The 17,632-nt window shown below is 64.0% G+C and carries 18 protein-coding genes and 1 pseudogene; 10 read left to right on the top strand and 9 right to left on the bottom strand.

Annotated elements, in window-relative coordinates; genetic code table 11:
• Positions 1–1,194 (top strand): annotated as a pseudogene (locus tag FJ940_RS11850) (IS91 family transposase).
• 361 nt (positions 1,195–1,555) lie between these two features.
• Here FJ940_RS11850 and FJ940_RS11840 read toward each other — a convergent pair.
• From FJ940_RS11840 to FJ940_RS11830, 3 genes are read right to left on the bottom strand one after another with little or no spacing between them, the layout of a single operon-like run.
• Positions 1,556–1,999, bottom strand: a complete 444-nt coding sequence (locus FJ940_RS11840; RefSeq protein ID WP_140656623.1) for a VOC family protein — start codon at positions 1,997–1,999, stop codon at positions 1,556–1,558.
• 52 nt (positions 2,000–2,051) lie between these two features.
• Entirely contained in the window at positions 2,052–2,477 is a 426-nt protein-coding gene (locus tag FJ940_RS11835; protein ID WP_140581741.1) for a BA14K family protein, read from the bottom strand.
• Between the two features lie 36 nt (positions 2,478–2,513).
• The gene (locus FJ940_RS11830) at positions 2,514–2,936 is read right to left on the bottom strand and encodes an EF-hand domain-containing protein (RefSeq protein WP_140656622.1); all 423 of its coding nucleotides are present in this window, start codon (positions 2,934–2,936) and stop codon (positions 2,514–2,516) included.
• A gap of 249 nt (positions 2,937–3,185) precedes the next feature.
• On the opposite strand from FJ940_RS11830, the gene FJ940_RS11825 reads away from it, so the two are divergent.
• The 8 genes from FJ940_RS11825 (at position 3,186) to FJ940_RS11790 (ending at position 8,515) form a co-directional block, all read left to right on the top strand.
• Positions 3,186–3,620 (top strand): EF-hand domain-containing protein, encoded by a 435-nt coding sequence (locus FJ940_RS11825; protein WP_140656621.1) that lies wholly within the window; start codon positions 3,186–3,188, stop codon positions 3,618–3,620.
• A 43-nt stretch (positions 3,621–3,663) separates the two neighbouring features.
• The gene (locus tag FJ940_RS11820; protein WP_140656620.1) at positions 3,664–4,047 is read left to right on the top strand and encodes a hypothetical protein; all 384 of its coding nucleotides are present in this window, start codon (positions 3,664–3,666) and stop codon (positions 4,045–4,047) included.
• A 108-nt stretch (positions 4,048–4,155) separates the two neighbouring features.
• Positions 4,156–4,740, top strand: coding sequence for a sigma-70 family RNA polymerase sigma factor (locus FJ940_RS11815; RefSeq protein WP_246671004.1), 585 nt, complete (start codon positions 4,156–4,158; stop codon positions 4,738–4,740).
• A complete protein-coding gene (locus FJ940_RS11810; protein ID WP_140656618.1) occupies positions 4,737–5,171 on the top strand; it encodes a hypothetical protein in 435 nt (144 codons plus the stop codon). The genes FJ940_RS11815 and FJ940_RS11810 overlap by 4 nt, the downstream gene beginning before the upstream one ends.
• Positions 5,168–5,569 (top strand): periplasmic heavy metal sensor, encoded by a 402-nt coding sequence (locus tag FJ940_RS11805; protein WP_140656616.1) that lies wholly within the window; start codon positions 5,168–5,170, stop codon positions 5,567–5,569. Before FJ940_RS11810 ends, FJ940_RS11805 begins: the two co-directional genes overlap by 4 nt.
• An 81-nt stretch (positions 5,570–5,650) precedes the next feature.
• Entirely contained in the window at positions 5,651–6,811 is a 1,161-nt protein-coding gene (locus FJ940_RS11800) for a hypothetical protein (RefSeq protein WP_140656615.1), read from the top strand.
• Positions 6,804–7,562 carry an ABC transporter ATP-binding protein gene (locus tag FJ940_RS11795; RefSeq protein WP_140656614.1) on the top strand — a complete coding sequence of 253 codons (759 nt, stop codon included), beginning with the start codon at positions 6,804–6,806 and terminating at the stop codon, positions 7,560–7,562. The genes FJ940_RS11800 and FJ940_RS11795 overlap by 8 nt, the downstream gene beginning before the upstream one ends.
• Positions 7,563–8,218: 656 nt before the next feature.
• Positions 8,219–8,515 carry an AlpA family phage regulatory protein gene (locus FJ940_RS11790; protein WP_140656613.1) on the top strand — a complete coding sequence of 99 codons (297 nt, stop codon included), beginning with the start codon at positions 8,219–8,221 and terminating at the stop codon, positions 8,513–8,515.
• Here the strand turns inward: FJ940_RS11790 and FJ940_RS11785 are convergent.
• The 5 genes from FJ940_RS11785 to FJ940_RS11765 form a co-directional block, all read right to left on the bottom strand.
• A complete protein-coding gene (locus tag FJ940_RS11785; RefSeq protein ID WP_140656612.1) occupies positions 8,469–9,725 on the bottom strand; it encodes a site-specific integrase in 1,257 nt (418 codons plus the stop codon). The two genes, FJ940_RS11790 and FJ940_RS11785, sit on opposite strands and share 47 nt — an antisense overlap.
• A 294-nt stretch (positions 9,726–10,019) precedes the next feature.
• Positions 10,020–11,582 carry a glutamine-hydrolyzing GMP synthase gene (gene guaA / locus FJ940_RS11780; protein ID WP_140498335.1) on the bottom strand — a complete coding sequence of 521 codons (1,563 nt, stop codon included), beginning with the start codon at positions 11,580–11,582 and terminating at the stop codon, positions 10,020–10,022.
• A 54-nt stretch (positions 11,583–11,636) separates the two neighbouring features.
• On the bottom strand, positions 11,637–12,305 hold the full coding sequence (locus tag FJ940_RS11775; RefSeq protein ID WP_140656611.1) for a 5'-methylthioadenosine/S-adenosylhomocysteine nucleosidase: 669 nt from the start codon (positions 12,303–12,305) through the stop codon (positions 11,637–11,639).
• A gap of 134 nt (positions 12,306–12,439) precedes the next feature.
• On the bottom strand, positions 12,440–12,898 hold the full coding sequence (locus FJ940_RS11770) for a PaaI family thioesterase (protein ID WP_027146613.1): 459 nt from the start codon (positions 12,896–12,898) through the stop codon (positions 12,440–12,442).
• Between the two features lie 128 nt (positions 12,899–13,026).
• Positions 13,027–14,316 carry an RsmB/NOP family class I SAM-dependent RNA methyltransferase gene (locus FJ940_RS11765; protein ID WP_140656609.1) on the bottom strand — a complete coding sequence of 430 codons (1,290 nt, stop codon included), beginning with the start codon at positions 14,314–14,316 and terminating at the stop codon, positions 13,027–13,029.
• A 317-nt stretch (positions 14,317–14,633) separates the two neighbouring features.
• Here FJ940_RS11765 and FJ940_RS11760 point away from each other — a divergent pair, with 317 nt between their 5' ends.
• Positions 14,634–15,311, top strand: a complete 678-nt coding sequence (locus tag FJ940_RS11760) for an MIP family channel protein (protein WP_140498338.1) — start codon at positions 14,634–14,636, stop codon at positions 15,309–15,311.
• Positions 15,312–15,389: 78 nt separating this feature from the next.
• On the opposite strand, the gene katG is transcribed toward FJ940_RS11760, so the two are convergent.
• Positions 15,390–17,588, bottom strand: coding sequence for a catalase/peroxidase HPI (gene katG / locus FJ940_RS11755; RefSeq protein WP_140581174.1), 2,199 nt, complete (start codon positions 17,586–17,588; stop codon positions 15,390–15,392).
• Between the last annotated feature and the right edge of the window lie 44 nt (positions 17,589–17,632).

Here is a 17,632-nt window from a genome sequence, read left to right as displayed (position 1 = left end):
GTGCGCGCCTCGATCGAGGTCGCCGACATCTTCCGTGCTGCCGGACCCGCTTACCGGGCCGCCCATGCAGGTCACCTGAGCCTCGTCCAGCTCAAGGTCATGTCGGCGATCGAGCACTGCCGCACCGCGGCCCTTGGCGGTCACGTGGAGGCCTGCGAGGACTGCGGCCAGTGGCGCATCGCCTACAACTCCTGCCGCAACCGGCACTGTCCGAAGTGCCAGGGCGCGGCGGCGCGGACGTGATTGGCCGAGCGCGAGGCCGACCTGCTGCCGGTCGGCTACTTCCACGTTGTCTTCACGCTGCCGGCCGAGGTCGCCGTCATCGCCTTCCACAACAAGGCGCTGGTCTATGATCTGCTGTTCAGGGCGGCATCGGAGACGATGCTGACGATCGCGGCGGATCCCCAGCACCTCGGCGCCAGGATGGGCATCACCGCCGTCCTCCACACCTGGGGTTCGGCGATGACACACCATCCGCACGTGCACATGATCGTGCCAGGCGGCGGCATCGCGCCGGACGGAAGCCGCTGGATATCTTCTCGGTCGGCCTTCCTGCTTCCGGTGCGCGTACTCGGCAAGCTGTTCCGACGGCTCTTCCTCACCCGGCTGGTCGCGCTGCACGACGCTGGCCGGCTCGCCTTCTTCGGCGCAATTGCTCATCTCGCGGAACGGCGGGCATTCCTGCGCCACCTGTCGCCGGTCCGGAAGAAGCGCTGGGTGGTCTACGTGAAGGCGCCCTTCGCCGGCCCGGAGGCGGTGCTCGCCTATCTGTCCCGCTATACCCACCGGGTCGCGATCTCGAACAGCTGGCTGATCGCCTTCGACAAGAGCGGCGTCACCTTCCGCTACAAGGACTATCGTCGTGACGGCCCCGATCGGCAGCAGGTCATGACGCTCGCCACAGACGAGTTCATCCGCCGCTTCCTGCTCCACGTGTTGCCAAAGGGATTCCACCGCATCCGGCATTACGGCCTGCTTGCCGGCTCTGCTCGCAAGGCCAGCCTCGCGCTTGCGCGTGAACTCCTGAACGTCGCCGCGCCGTCCGACGATGACACCACAGACGAAACGGACAACTTCCGCCCGCCGTGCCCATGCTGCGGCGGCCGCATGATCGTCATCGAGGTGTTCGAACGGTGGAGGCAGCCGCGCGGACCGCCGAACGCATCGGCACCGGACCGGGAGAGCTGTCCATGACCCGGCATGGAATGGTTCAGCCTTCAGCTGCAGGCACTCAGCCTCCGGCAATGGATCGACGCACGCCTATGATGATTATCGACTCCGACAGAGCCGCGCCCAGCCGCCCACCGTCCCGACAACACCGCGCGCAGGCGCAACGAAGCAGTCCGTCCGCGTCAAACCCGCCGCTTCCCGGCGGCGATCGCGCCATCGCCGACATCAGCCGAAAATCGAAATCCCCATAAGCCATCGCCCGTGGCCCGCGGGTTCCTTCCTCGGGGACTTTCGTACGCCTGCCGGCGCCCGAAACTCTTCACGAAAGCAGACCGGCAGCGCAACGGCTTCGCAACCCAAACGGTGTCGCTGCAGCAGGTTGGTGTCAGCTCTCCACATCAGGACCGTTTGAGCTTTGCACCACGATGCCACCCCAGTCCTCGGGCACTACATCAGCTATCGACTGCGAAAAGGTCCAATTGTGGCCGGCGAGGTCACGGCAGGAATATTGACGCTCGCCATAGGGATGGCTCGTTGGGCCGCTGAGAATAACTGCGCCATGCCTCGCGGCTCGGCTGTGGTGCGCGTCGACATCCTCGACGCGTACCATCACTGCGAATGGCCCACCTGTCCGCGTCAGTCCGCCAGACTTCAATTCTGTGACAACGACGGCGCCGTCTCCGAAGCCGAGCTGGGCACGGTGATTGCCGATCATCAGCCGTATTTCGAACCCGAAGGCCCCGCAAAGCCAATGGCTGGCCGTCTCGACATCGGGATACGAAAGCACCGGTATGACCGTGCTCGTGGGCATCGAGCGGTTGTCGATCATGGTCATCTCCTATGCTGCCTTGAAAGAGTTGAAGGCTCTCAGCGAAGAGCCCTCAACTATAGGGCGACCAACATTGTTGGCGAGGACCGTTATAGGGCTGGTAGCTGTTGTCCCAGGCGCGGTAGGAGACGTAGCGCTCGTAACACCAGCGTATATGCGCCGCTTCCAGACGGACGGCGGGACGCGGCGGCAAGGGTGCGACGGACGCGGCCGCGACACCGGCGGCAAAGGCGGCGGCGGGGAACCAGTAGCCGTTGTAATAGCGATAGCCTGGTCGCACGCGCACATAGCCGCGATAGCCATTGTAGTAGTATCCGCCGCCGACGACGTAGAAGCCGCGCCGAAACCAGACCGGCGTCGGCGCTGTGGTGACCGATGCCGGGGCAGAGGTCGGCACGACCGGCAGGGCCTGGGCCGGCGAGGCCAGCACCGTAGCTCCAATCATCAAACCGCAAAACGCTGTGATTGTCCGTTTCATCTTTTCACTCCTGTGGATGGGGTCGAAGGGTTGGGATTACTGACGTCGGAGCGTCCGCAGTTCGGAGATCGAAAGCGAGCCATCGCCGTTCGTGTCCGCCTGCAGCAATCGGTCGGGAATGAAGGCGGCAAACTCGTCTCGCGAAATCTTCCCGTCGCCATTGCGGTCGATGCGGCCGGCCTGGCCCTGGAAGCCCGCGAATTGCGCGGCCTGGAAGTCGCGCTTCGACTTCACCTGTTCCACCGCGGTGCGCACTTCGCCCGCGTCGAGCAAACCATTGTGGTTGGCATCCATCCGGTCGAACATCTGCGCCCGCGCGGCCTGGATTTCGCTGAATTCGAGCTTGCGGTCGCCGTTGGTGTCTATGCGCCGGAAGAGTTCCCTGGCACCGCCGTCCGCCGCACAGGCGCTACCCGCGCCAAGCAGCAGGCCGGCAAAGGCCATGACGATCTTATTCATGCTGGTCTCCGCATTGGTCGGATGGTCCGCCGCGGACCGTCCTTGCAGAGCCTTCTACGCGGCGCCTTTTGTGCTCCTACGCAACGCGAGATGATTTTTTCGACGTGCGGCCAGCACAGCCGCCTATCCCCGCCGCGATAGAGAATTCAAGGCCGGCAAAGAATCTTTCGTGTCGAGCGTAGGAGCCCGGTTCTCGCTGCGTATCGGTCAGCAGTCGCCACTGTGGCCTGACAATGAAAGGACATCATCATGAAACGCTCAGTATTGATTGCGGCCTTGCTCATCGGGCTTGCACCGCTCTGCGCGGCGCAGGCACAGGACATGCCCGGCCAGCGCATTCTGCAACGGATCGACACCAATGGCGACGGCGCCATCTCCAAGGATGAGATGACGGCCGCCCGCGAGCGCTTGTTCAGGAAGCTCGACCGCAATGGCGATGTCGTCATCGACGAGAAGGAGATCGAGAGCGCCCGCCAGGCGATCAAGGATCGCGCCGAGGTGGCGCAGGCGCGGCTCGGCAATCGCTGGCGCCGCCTCGACACAAATGGCGATGGCAAGGTCTCCGAGAAGGAATTCGCCAGCAGCATGCCTTTGTTCGACCTCGCGGACCGGGATGGTGACGGCAAGCTCTCGGCCGACGAGATCGCTTCCGTCCGCAAGCTGATCGCCGAGCACGCCAACTGATGATCGGCAGCGATCATTCCCTTTACAAAACAAGGAGTACGACATGTTGTCTTCGGTAAAGATTCCGATTTTATGTCTCGGTGCGATGCTTGTCTGGTGGACCGCTTCGCCGGCCTCGGCCGAGGAGTGGCAGCGTCCGACCGCGCATGGCGGCGAGATCAGCCGCAGCGTCGGCAAGGACGGCAACGTCTATACCGGCTCGACCACCCGCACCGGTCCCAATGGCGGCACCTACACGTCGAGTTCCAAATGCGTGGGAGGCGTTGTTGACCGCTGCGCCAGAAGCTATTCTGGCACCGGGCCGAACGGGCAGACCTTTTCGGGGAAACGAGTGTCGGCGCGTGGGCCGTTCCATGGCCGATCGGCCGGCAGCTTCACCGGCCCGAACGGCAACACGGTCCATGGCTTCCGTCGCTGGCGGCGCTGACATCTGGTGTGATGGATTTGAACCCGAAATTCGTTTCTATGCTGCCTCGGATCGATGCGAATTTGGGATTCGCCACACCGGTAGCCTCGTCCGTGGATGCGCGCCGCCTTGCGACATGAGGAGCCCCACGCCGACGATGAGCTTCTGGCGCGCATCGCCTCGGGCAGCCAAAGTGCGCTGTCCGAGCTCATCGCCCGCCATGGCCGTGGGCTGCGGATATTTGCAGCGCGCTATCTCGGCAATGCCGGCGACGCCGAGGATGTGGTGCAGGAGGTGTTCGTGACCGTCTGGAAACAGGCCGCGCGGTTCGATCCGGGCAGGGGGCGGGCTTCGACCTGGCTCTACCGGATCACCGCCAATCGCTGCATCGACCAGCGCCGTCGCCGGGCGCTGCGCAGCTTCATCGGGCTGGACGATATAAGGGACGAAGTCGCCACGCCGGAGGCGGATGCGGAGAAGACGACCGCGGCGCGGCAGGAACTGGCGATCGTGCGCGACGGGCTGTCGCGTCTGCCGGAGCGGCAACGCATGGCGGTGCTGCTGCGGGCCGTAGGCGACCTCGACATCGCGGCGATCGCCGAAGTGATGGGCAGCAGTGCCGGCTCGGCCGAGCAATTGCTTGTCCGCGGACGGCGCGCGCTCAGGGATCATTTGGCAATGGCGGCCGTGGGCCGCGAAAGGAAGTCCTCATGACACGGGACGAATTTGAACGATGCAGGCGCCGCTTCGGCGATACCGTCGAAGCATGGCCGGCGCCTTTCCGCCAGCAGGCGCTGGCCTTGATGGCGGCGGAGCGGAATAACGATCCCGATGCCGCGCTCGACCGCCTCGTGCTCGAGGCGGCGCTGACCGGTGGCGACGACCAGGCGCTGGCGCGCAAGGTGCTGGCCCGCATCGAAGCCGGCTCGACCCGGCCGTCCTTCCTGCCGCGCCTGCTCTTGAGTCCAGCCGGGTTTGCGGCATGCGCCGCTGCTGTGGTCGTGGCGGTGACGCTGGCCGGCTACCAGATGGCGCGGCTGCAGGACGATCCGTCCGATACGGAGCTTCTGGCGCTGGCGTCGGGATCGTCATTGGCCGACGGCGGTGTTGTCGCGGATGATCCGGCAGAGGAGGGCTCGCTTTGAAGCGTTCCTGGATATGGACGGCGACGCTGGTGCTGCTTGCGCTGTCGCTGGCCGTCAACTTCTTCCTGGTCGGTTATGCCGTGCATGGGCTGCGCCAGGGCGCGGCGGCGCGCGTGCTGTTGTCGGAGATTGCCAGCACTTATCCGCCCGAGGTGAGGAAGGAGTTCCGTGGTGTGCTGCGCGACAACCGCGCGCGCACCTTTCAGGCACTGCGCGAGCTGCGTGCCGCGCGCGCCAATCTGGCGGCGGCACAAACAGCCAAACCCTTTGACGAAGCGGCGGTGAAGGACGCGATGGCGGCGGTGCGCGGTGCAACGACCAACCTGCAGGCGACCATGCAGGACTATCTCCTGGCCGCGCTGAAGAATGTCAACGCCAAGCCCGCCGTGGGAGGTTGAGGCGCGACGGCCCTACTGGCGGCACAATCGTCGCCGACCTATGTCGATATCCAACCGGTCTGCGATCACGATGATGGAACAATGCGGCACGACAGGCTTGTCCTGACCTTGCTTTGGCGCGAGCTCTTGGCTGGCTTGCGCTCGATGCGCCGCCGCGACCTTGCCTGGATTGGGCTCGGCGGCGGGGCTCTGCTTGCCTATGCCATCGCAGACATCGTTCTTGCTTTGCAGGCGGCATCCGCCACGCTGCAGCAGGAGCAGGCGCTGTGGCTGCTTGGTTTGCCGGGCGCGCTTCTCATTCTTGGCGGCTTCGCCGGCAGCGCGCTCGCGAGACTTTGCCTGTCGCGCGCCTTCTCGCCGTTCCTGAAGGCGTTGCCGCTCTCGCTTCAGGAGCGTCGGCACATGGCGGCGGTGGCGGCATGCGCGCTGGGCGTTCCCATTGCCTTCATCGTCGCCGCGGCAGTGGACCTTGGCTGTTTCGTCGTTGCAAAACCACTCGTACCAGCCTGTGGTCTCGGCGCCGCGATCCTGTTTGGCACCGGCTTTTGCGCGGCGGCCGTCCTGCGCCTGCGGAGCGCTCGCGACCTCGTCCGCATCAGCAACTCCGATCTGGCGAGGAATCCAAGTGGACGCAGTTCCTGGCTCGGTGTCTTCGACCGTTCGGCACCAGCCTGGCTGTCCAGCTGGGCCTGGGGCCTGCCGGCTGGCCATGTGCGCCCGTCCTGGCGACTGGTGGGCGCGGCCGTCTTCTTCGGTACCGTCGCGGCCCTTTCCGCAGCGATCAGCCTCGTTCATCACGATGCGGTCCCGGCCGCCATGGCCGGCCTGACCGGCGGCCTTCTCGTCTTCATGCTGAGCGCGCGTTTCCATCCGCTCGGCTCGCCGGTACTGCGCACGGCTCCGCTCGGGTTCGTCAGGGCCTGGTTACGTCTGGCGCGGCTGCCGCTGCAACTGTCTCTCGCCTTCTTTCTCCTGCCGGCGGGTGCTGCCCTGGCGGCGGAGCCATCGGCTTGGGCGATGCCGATCGCCAGCGGTTTCTGGCTACTGGCGCTGAACGGCGCCTATGCGGTGTTTGCCGCGTATTTCATGACCGCGCCGTTCGTCGCCGCGCTGAGCTTCCTCGGTGCCATCGCCTACACCAGCTACGAGTCGCTCGAATATGGGCGCACGGTGCTGATCGGCTTTGCCGCCCTTGTCCTGTTCCTGTGGCATCGGGCGCAACGGAGATATCGCCATGGATAGCAGTCCTGCCGGGATCCTCGCGGTTCGCGGGCTCAGCGCCGGCTATGGTGGCCGCCCGGTCGTCCGCGGCGTCGACCTGTCGCTCGGTCTGGGCGACATGCTTGGCCTGCTTGGCGCCAACGGCTCGGGCAAATCCACCTTGCTGAGAGCGATCAGCGGTCAGATCCGGCCGCTCGCGGGAAGCGTGGCGATCAACGGCGTCGATCTTGCCGCTGCGCCGGAGCGCGCCAAGTCCGGCTTCGGCCTTGCCATCGAGCCGCCCGACCTGCCGGGGGCGCTGACCGGCCGGCAATATCTCCAGCTCGTCGCCTCGATCCGCGGCTGTGCCGAAGATGACTGGCCTGGCGTCAATGTCGCCGAACGGCTCGGGCTCAAGCGCTGGATCGACCGGCCAATCGCCGAATATTCACTCGGTACGCGGGCCAAGATCGCCATTGCCGCGGCTCTGCTCGGTGCGCCGCCGCTGCTGATCCTCGACGAGTCCCTGAACGGCCTTGATCCGCTTGCCGCCTTCGAGGTCAAACGCGTCATCCTTGCATTGGCGGCGAGCCGCGGCCAAGCCGTCATCATCTCCACCCACGTGGTCGAAGCGGTTCCCGGCCTGTGCAGCCGCGCCGTGCTTCTGGCCGAGGGCGGCATTGCCCGAGAGTGGGACGCCCGGCAGTTGGCCGAGGCCAGCCACGCGCCCGGCGCCTTTGAGCTCCACGTTATGCAGGCACTGTCGGAACCCATGAGCTGGCAAAGGAGGTAACACGGCATATTTGCCGAGAGGGGATGGCTTTCAGGTGACGTCTGCTTTTGGATAATGGCAAAGACATCCCGAACCACCGGAATAAGGCGCATTGCCGACCGGCAGCCTTGGGCCAACTTGACGATCCGTAGACAAGCACAATGCGGACAAAGTTCAGTTTATGTGACGCGGCTTAGGCGATCGACATACCGCCCGAACCTGTTGCTCGCGACAGGCTCACCCAGCGTATCGAGCCGCGGGATCACGCCGAGACCAAGGGGGGCGGGGCGGACACTCAGCCATTCTGGACGTTGAACAGCCCTTAAACGCAAAAACCGCCCCGGTCAGACCGGGACGGTAATTGATTTATGATGAAATTGGTTGCGGGGACAGGATTTGAATCTGCTGACCTCGCTTGCGAAGTCCCTTCAACAGACGAACTCGGTTGCAGCGCTGATTGGCGGTAGCGCTCTACCGCTACCAACCCCCGACCGGTGAAGGGATCTCCCTCGCTACACACAAAAAGGCGGCATTCTTCCATTTCGGTCGAAACATCAGCCTAGGTGAACTGTCCTTCTCGCAGGTCGAAACCGCCGATAACGCGACACCTCGGCTGAAGCTCTTTTCTCATCGAAGACAATCGCCTTCAATCTCGGCTCATTGTTGAGGAGTTTGAGATGGCCCGATCACATGAACAACCCCTGAACCGTACAATCCGAAGGCAGCAACTGCGCGAGATCGTGCCGCTTGCGGACAGCACCATCTACGAGATGGAGCAGCGAGGCGAATTTCCGCGACGGTTTGCTTTGTCCCCGAGATGCGTGGTCTGGGATCTGGGCGAGGTTCAAGCATGGCTCGCAGCACGCCGGTCAAAGCCAATCCTGCGCGCGCCAAAACCTGACCTGAAGCAGCGTCGGGCCCGGCCGGTCAGAGAGCAGGATCAGGTTCCAGGAGCGGCATCGACGGCGGGATGAGCATCGGGACGTGCTTCTTGCCACCGACCCAGGCATCTATGATATCCGACCATTCCTGCATCATGTGGCGACGCTGCGCCTCATACTCGGCCTTGTTGTAGACCCCTCGCGATGAGCGTCCGTCCTCGTGGGCCAGGCATTTCTCGATCCAATCGCTATTGAAGCCAAGTTCATTCAACAGAGTCGAGCCCGTTCGCCGCAGGTCATGAACCGTGAACGGCTCCAGAGGCAGCCCATTCGCCTTTGCCCGTTCGACAACCGCGTAAGTGATCCGATTGAACGTGGCTCGCGACATCGGAGCATCCGCGTCGTACCTCGATGGAAGCAAGAACTTGGAATTTCCTGCACAGGTCTTCAAGGCGATCATGATGTCGAGCGCTTGGCGAGACAGGTAGACGTTATGCGCTTTTGATCGCTTCATGCGTTCCTTCGGGATCGTCCAGACCGCATTTTCGAAATCGACCTCGTCCCACACCGCGTCCTGCAGCTCGCTCTTGCGCACCATAGTCAGCAAGTAAAGTCGCATTCCCAAACGGATCGTGGGTAGTGTGGCGACATGCTCCAGCTGCTTCAGCATCACGCGGATTTCTGACGGCGAAAGCGAGCGGTCCTTCGGTACGAATGTAGCAATCGATGCAGGCCCAACGTCTTCAGCCGGGTTGGCAACCTTCTCCCCGTGGAGAATGGCAAAGCCGTAAATCTGCTTCAGGATGTCTCGTACGTGGATAGCGGTCGCCGGAGCACCACGTTCGACGATGCTGCCGCAGTGGGCTCTTAGATCGTCAGGAGTGATCTCCGTCAGCAGGCGATTGCGCCAGACCGGTAGAAGCTCTCGCTCGAAGATGGAGCGCCGCATGGCGCGCGTGCTGGCGGCCATCGGCGCGCCAGCGAGCCACTTCTCTCCGAACTCGCCAAAACTCTTAGCCTCTTTCAGGCGGCGCTTCTCGCGCTGCTTCTCGATCGCCGGCGATCGCCCTTCGCCAATAGCGCGCTTCGCGTCGAGGCACTTTTCTCGGGCCAACGCGAGCGAGATTCCGTCTCTGCCATATCTGCCCAGATAGACCGTCTCACGGCGACCGTTCAGCCTGTAATCCAGCCGAAACGAGATCGCACCACTGGGCATGACGCGGACGTACATCCCATCACGGTCAGCAATCTTGTAGATTTTTTCTTTTGGTTTCAGCGCTTTAAGGGCGGCGTCCGTCAGCATCCCAATGGTCTCCTGAAAAAGTACCGTCAGTACAATTTCAAGGCTCGGCAGCAGAAAATTTCCTGTTTCTTCAATGCCTTAATGGGCAAAAAAGTACCGTCACGAGCCTCATTGGCTGTGACGGTACTCAGAAAAATTCGGCTGGGCAATATGTGGGAGGTCCGTCAAACGGTCCGTCAGAGCCAATCTCTGCGTACCGATTGTCGCTGATTGTCACTGACAGGATTTATTTTTTTTATCAGATAGTTACGTCGCAGACCGGCGTGTTTTCGGCGGCGTTTGAGTGGGCCTGAATCATTCCCACTCAATTGTTCCCGGCGGCTTCGACGTCACATCATAGACCACGCGGTTGATGCCGCGGACCTCGTTGATGATGCGGGTGGCGGCGGCGCCCAGGAAGGCCATGTCGTAGTGATAGAAATCTGCCGTCATGCCATCGACCGAGGTGACGGCGCGCAGCGCGCAGACGAATTCGTAGGTGCGGCCGTCGCCCATGACGCCAACCGTCTGCACCGGCAAGAGCACGGCGAAGGCCTGCCAGATGGCGTCGTACAGCCCCGCCTTGCGGATCTCGTCGAGATAGATGGCGTCGGCCTCGCGCAGGATCTCCAGCTTCTCGCGCGTGATGCCGCCGGGGCAGCGTATGGCAAGGCCCGGGCCCGGGAACGGGTGGCGGCCGATGAAACTCTCGGGCAGGCCGAGTTCCTTGCCGAGTGCGCGGACCTCGTCCTTGAACAGTTCGCGCAGCGGCTCGACCAGCTTCATGTTCATGCGCTCGGGCAGGCCGCCGACATTGTGGTGCGACTTGATCGTCACCGACGGGCCACCGGTGAAGGAGACGCTTTCGATGACGTCGGGATAGAGCGTGCCTTGCGCCAGGAAATCGGCGCCACCGAGTTTCTTGGCCTCTTCCTCGAACACCTCGATGAAGAGCCGGCCAATGGTCTTGCGTTTCTTCTCGGGATCCGCCTCGCCTTCGAGCGCACCGATGAAGCGATCCGACGCGTTCACCAGAATGAGCGGCAAATTGTAATGTTCGCGGAACATCGAAACGACGCCGGCGGCCTCGTCTTTGCGCATCAGGCCATGGTCGACGAGGATGCAAGTGAGCTGGTCACCGACGGCCTCGTGGATGAGCAGCGCGGCGACCGAGGAGTCGACCCCGCCCGAGAGCGCGCAGATGACCTTGCCCTTGCCGACCTGCTTGCGGATCGCCTCGACCGCGTGCTCGCGGTAGGCGCGCATCGTCCAGTCGCCCTCGATGCCGGCGATGTTGTGGACGAAATTCCTGAGCAGCCGGGCGCCGTCGGGCGTATGCACCACTTCCGGATGGAACATGATGCCATACATCTTGCGCTCGACATTGCCGAAGATGGCGAAGGGCGAGCCTTCCGACTTGCCGAACACCTCGAACCCCTTGGGCAAGGAGATGACGCGGTCGCCATGGCTCATCCACACCTGGTGACGCTGGCCGATTGCCCAGAGGCCCTCGAACAGCGGACTTTCCTTCTCGATCTCGACGAAGGCGCGGCCGAATTCGCGATGATTGGAGCTTTCGGCAACGCCGCCCATCTGCACGCACATGGCCATCTGGCCATAGCAGATGCCGAGCACCGGCACGCCGGCCTCGAAGACGATCTGCGGCGCCCGCGGACTGCCGATATCCGTGGTCGAGGCCGGACCGCCGGATAGGATCACGGCTTTTGGATTGATGCGCTTGAATGCCGCCTCGGCCGACTGGAACGGCACGATCTCGGAAAACACGCCGGCCTCGCGGATGCGGCGGGCAATGAGCTGGGTGAACTGGCTGCCGAAATCGACAATCAGGACGGTGTCGGGTTGATTGGCTGTTTTCATGGCGAGCGTTTAGAGAAAGAAACGAGTCGACGCAATGGGTTGCGAGCCTGACTTTCAGACCGGTCCCGTCACGTCACCGGGAGATGCCGTCCGAAGCAAGCCCGAGCCGATCGCCTGTTCGAGGCGCATGACGGCATCCGCCAGCTTTTCGTCGATGACGTGCAGATATTCGGTCCAGTCGCCGACATGCCTGAGATCAGCCGCGCCGTCGGAAATGCCGCGCAGCCCAATCAGGGGCACCTCGAACAGTTGGCAGGCGCGCAGGCAGGCGAAGGTCTCCATGTCGACCATGTCGGCCGCGATGGCGTCAAAGGCCGCGCCGGTGATGATTGCGCCGCCCGTCGACAGCGTCGCCTCCTTTATGCCCGGGATGCGCAACGGCAGCGGCACCGTAACCGGCAAATCGAGAAATGGCGTCGCGCCTTTCTCGAAGCCGAGCGGCGAGGCGTCGATGTCGCGATAGCTGACCGAGACCGCCTGATAGATCTCCGTCTGCTCCAAGGTCCGGCTGCCGGCGGAGCCGAGCGACACGACGAGGTCCGGCAGCGCATCTTGCGACTTCAGCCAGGACAATTCGGCGCCAAGCCGGACGGCTGCCTCGATCGGGCCGACACCGGTCATCAGCGGGGTAAACAGCCGCTGTAGATGCGGCCCGTATTCGGCCTGCACCGCCATGACGAAGAGGACGTTCTTGCCGGACAGGCGCGACACTTTGTCGGTCATGATGATTTACTCCTCCCTGTCCTGCAGTCTTCACCGCCTGCTCGCCGGGACCCGCTGCCTGAGGCAGCTCCCGGCGTTCGTGGCCTTTCATCGTGCCACTGGCACGATGAATTCGCCTGCGGCGAACCTGCGACTCACCCAGCAATCCCGTCGCGGCCCACCATCGTCATCATGGTGCCGGTCATGGTGGCGATCAACTTGGCTTCGCCGTCGGCGGCGAAGGCATAGGCCTGGCCGTCGGCGACGATGATGGTGCGGCCAGGCTTGGTCACCGAGCCGCGGAACAGGAAGCGCTCGCCCCTGCCCGGCGCCAGCAGATTGACCTTGAACTCGATGGTCAGCACGCCGGAATTCTCCGGCATCAGCGAGAAGGCCGCATAGCCGCAAGCCGAGTCCAGCGCGGTCGAGATGACGCCGGCATGCAGGAAACCATGCTGCTGGGTGAGTGCGGCCGAATAGGGCATTTCGATTTCGATGATGCCGGGCGTCACCAGCGTCAATTCGGCGCCGATGGTCGCCATCGCCTGCTGGCGCGCGAAGGACGCCCTGACGCGGTCCTCATAGTCCGGAGCGGGTACGATCTTTGCTGCCATGGCCGTCGCTGCTTTCACCTTTGCCGGAAAAGCTTATTGCAGAGGCGTGAGCGGCAAGCAATCATCCAATGCTGCACTGCAGCAATTTGATCTCGAGAGCGGAAGCGCAAGTTTCGCTTCCGCTCCATTCAGGAAGCCCTACGCAGCGCGCAGATGTAGAAACCGTCGGTGCCGCTCAGCGCCGGCGACAGGCAGATACCGCCCAGCGCGCCGAGCCGCATCGCCGTTTCATGGCCGGGAAAACGGCTGTCCCAGAGCCGGCGATGGTCGACCGGGGCAAAACCGCCATTGCGCTGGCAAAACGCTGCGACCTGGTCGCCATTCTCCTCGTCGAACACCGAACAGGTGACGTAGACCAGCAGGCCACCCGGCTTGACGAAGCTGCTTGCGGCATCGAGGATCGCCATCTGCTCGCCCTTGCGGGCGTCGAGCTGCCTTTGCGTCAGCCGCCATTTGGCGTCCGGGCGCCGCCGCCAGGTGCCGCTGCCGGTGCAAGGCGCGTCGACCAGGACGAGGTCCATGTGGCCAGTGAGCGGCGACAATTCCGCCGGCTTGGTGACGATCTGCACGTTGCGGTTTTCCGAGCGGCGGATGCGGTCGAAGATCGGCGCCAGCCGCGCCTTCTCGGCATCATGGGCGAAGACCTGACCCGTATTGCCCATCGCCGCCGACAGCGCCAGCGTCTTGCCGCCGGCGCCGGCGCAGAAATCGAGCACCTGCATTCCAGGCTCGGCGCCGGCAAGAGCGGCGGCGATTTGCGATCCCTCGTCCTGGACTTCGAACCAGCCCTTCTGGAAAGCCGGCTCGGCCTGCACGTTGGGATGCCGGCCGTCGCCGTCGATCGGCGGTATGCGAATGCCTTGGGGTGCGATTTGGGCTGGCTTGGCGCCGGTTTCGGCAAGTTCCGCCAGCACTTTGGCCTGATCGGCCTGCAAAGTGTTGACGCGGATGTCGAGCGGCGGGCGGGTGGCGAGCGCCGCGCCCTCCTCGACCCAGGCCTCACCGAACGCGCGTTGCAAAAGCGGCTCGCACCAATCCGGTATGTCGGCGCGCACCGCGGGCGAGGCGTCGGCAAGCCGCCGCTCGTCGGTTGCCTGGAGTTCGGTAGCCGTCAGCAACGGCGGCGCGAACCTGTCGCCGTCGAGCGCTTCGTTGAGCGAGCGCGCGGTCTGGCCCCATTCGAGCAGCAGGGCGCCGAAGCCGATGGCGCGCGGCGTGTCCTCGCCCAGCAGCCAGCCTGCCGAGCGCTTGCGGCGTAGCGCATCGTAGACGATGTTGCCGATCGCCGCACGATCGCCGCCGCCGGCGAAACGGTGCGACAGGCCCCAGTCCTTCAGCGCATCGGCCACCGGCCGGTGACGCCGGCCAATGTCTTCCAGCACTTCGATGGCCGCAGCCAGCCGTCCGCCTAGTCGCATTCTTCAGTCCACCAAATCGAGCGCATCATCTCGGTCTGCTCTTAGAGCCTTTCACGGTGAGATTGAACCCCGCCCCCTCTCGCGACGGCAGGCCGCCTGTTGAGATCGGCGAAAACCGCTCGATCAGTAAATCTTCCGGTGCGGTCAACAGCAGATCGTCAATAAATGCAAGCTCTCTAATGTTCTTAACTGGCGGCTGCAAGCACGGTAGGGATGCGACAACTCAGCTTTCCAAGTTTTTCGGTTGGGAATACTCTTGACGCCATGATTCGCGGCGCGGAAAGCGTGGACCGGCGGATCGTCACGAGGAGATGGCAATGAAGACTTATCTGGCGGAAGTTCTAGGCACATTTCTGTTGGTGTTCATCGGTACCGCGTCGGTGGTGACGGGTGGCTTCGGCGGCGCGCTGCCGCTGGGACAAGAAGGCATCGGGCTGGCCTTCGGCATCGGCCTTATCGCGGCCGCTTACGCGATCGGCCCCATTTCGGGCGCGCATCTCAACCCGGCTGTGACACTCGGCGTGTTCCTTGCCGGCCGGTTGCCGGCCAAGGACGTCATCCCCTACTGGATCGCGCAGATCATCGGCGCCATCCTGGCATCGCTGGCGCTGTGGATCATCGTCTCCGGCCAGGCCGGGGGACACACTGGCGGCTTCGGCGCCAATGGCTGGGACGAGACGAAATGGGGCGTCTCTTCCGCGTTCCTGTGGGAGCTGATCGGCACCTTCACCTTCGTCACCGTGATCCTCGGCGTTACCGCGGAAAGGCATGCGACGGCCTTCGCCGGACTGGTCATTGGCCTGACGCTGGCGGGCATCCACTTCGCCATGATCCCGGTGACCGGCACATCGGTCAATCCGGCCCGTTCCATTGGCCCGGCGCTGTTTTCGGGCGGCGCCGCGATCAGCCAGCTCTGGCTGTTCATCGTCGCGCCGCTGATCGGCGGCGCCATTGCCGGCGTCGTCGCCAAGGCGCGCGTCTTCGAAAAGGACTGACTTCGGAAGCCTGGACAAGAAAAAGGCGCGGGGCCAAGCCCCGCGCCTTTTTCTTGGGTCGAGAAGTCCTTGCTCGGATCAGGCAGCGATGTCGAACCGGTCGGCGTTCATCACCTTGGTCCACGCCGCGACGAAATCCCTGGCGAATTTCTGCCCGGCATCCGCGGACCCGTACACCTCAGACAGCGCACGCAGCTGCGCATGCGAGCCGAAGATAAGGTCGGCGCGGGTACCGGTCCACCTGACCGCCTTGGTCTTGCGGTCGCGCGCTTCGTAGATCTCATCCGAACCGGCGGCCGGATCCCAGACCGTGTTCATGCTGAGCAGGTTGACGAAGAAGTCGTTCGTCAGCGTGCCCGGCCTGTCGGTGAACACGCCGTGCCTGGACTTGCCGGTATTGGCGCCGAGCACCCGCAGGCCGCCGACCAGCACCGTCATCTCCGGCGCGGTCAGCGTCAGCAACTGTGCCCGGTCGACCAGCATCGCCTCGATCGACATCGGCTGCGGCCCCCGGACATAGTTGCGGAAGCCGTCGACTTTCGGCTCAAGCGCGGCAAAGGAGGCGACGTCGGTCTGTTCCTGCGAGGCATCCATGCGGCCCGGCGTGAACGGCACCTTCACCTCGTTGCCGCCATCCTTTGCCGCCTTCTCGACCGCGGCGACGCCGCCGAGCACGATCAGATCGGCCAGCGAGATCTTTTTCCCGCCGGTCTGTGCCGCGTTGAACGCCTTCTGGATGGATTCGAGCGTGGCAAGCACCTTGGCCAATTCAGCAGGCTGGTTGACGTCCCAGTCCTTCTGCGGCGCCAGCCGAATACGGGCGCCATTGGCGCCGCCGCGCTTGTCGGAACCCCTGAACGTCGAGGCCGAAGCCCAGGCGGTCGAGACCAGTTCGGAAACTGACAGGCCCGAGGCCAGGATCTTGGCCTTCAGCGATGCGATATCCTGTTCGCTGACCAGTTCATGGTCGACGGCCGGGATCGGATCCTGCCAGATCAGCTCCTCCTTCGGCACGAGCGGGCCAAGGTAGCGAACGACCGGGCCCATATCGCGATGGGTGAGCTTGAACCAGGCGCGGGCGAAGGCATCGGCGAACTGATCCGGATTCTGGTGGAACCGCCGCGAGATCTTCTCGTAAGCCGGGTCGACCCGCAGCGCGAGATCGGTGGTCAGCATGGCCGGCGCGCGGCGCTTGGAGGGATCATGCGCGTCCGGCACCGTGCCGGCACCTGCGCCGCCCTTAGGCGTCCACTGATGGGCGCCGGCCGGGCTTTTCGTCAATTCCCATTCGTAGTTGAACAGGTTGTCGAAGAAGTTATTGCTCCATTTGGTCGGCGTCGTGGTCCAGGTGACCTCGAGCCCCGAAGTGATGGCATCGCCGGCAATGCCCGACGCGTGCTTGCTCGACCAGCCGAGGCCCTGCGCCTCGATGCCGGCGCCTTCCGGCTCGGCGCCAACCAGCGAGGCATCGCCGGCGCCGTGGGTTTTGCCGAAGGTGTGGCCGCCGGCGATCAGCGCCACCGTCTCCTCGTCATTCATCGCCATGCGGCCGAAGGTTTCCCTGATATCGCGTGCCGAGGCCAGCGGATCGGGCTTGCCGTTCGGGCCTTCCGGATTGACATAGATCAGGCCCATCTGCACGGCCCCGAGATGGCCGCGAAGCTCGCGGTCGCCGGAGTAGCGCTCGTCGTCGAGCCATTTGGTTTCCGATCCCCAATCGACGTCCTGCTCGGGTTCCCAGACGTCGGCGCGGCCGCCGGCGAAGCCGAAGGTCTTGAAGCCCATCGATTCCAGGGCGACATTGCCGGTGAGGATCAGCAGGTCGGCCCAGGAAATCTTGCGGCCATATTTCTGCTTGACCGGCCACAGCAGGCGGCGCGCCTTGTCGAGATTGGCGTTGTCAGGCCAGCTGTTGAGCGGTGCGAAACGCTGCTGGCCGGCGCCGGCGCCGCCGCGGCCGTCACCGATGCGGTAGGTGCCGGCGCTGTGCCAGGCCATGCGGATGAACAGCGGCCCGTAATGGCCGAAGTCGGCCGGCCACCAATCCTGCGAATCCGTCATGACATGGTGCAGGTCCTTGATCACCGCGTCGAGATCGAGGCTCGCGAACTCCTTGGCATAGTCGAAGTCCTCGCCCATCGGGTCGGAGAGGTTCGACTGCTGGTGGAGAACGCCGAGGTCCAGCTGGTTGGGCCACCAGTCACGGTTGGTCCTGGCACCGGGTCCATGCGCGACAGGGCATTTGCCCGCGCTGTTGTCGTCGGTTTTCGCGTCCATCTTGCACTCCAATTTTGCCGAGGGTTCCGGGCAGCCAGCGCCGC

The organism is Mesorhizobium sp. B2-3-7 (assembly GCF_006442695.1).
GTDB lineage: Bacteria > Pseudomonadota > Alphaproteobacteria > Rhizobiales > Rhizobiaceae > Mesorhizobium.
Note: the sequence above shows the minus strand (reverse complement) of the source record. Positions and strands in the feature narration are given on the sequence as shown.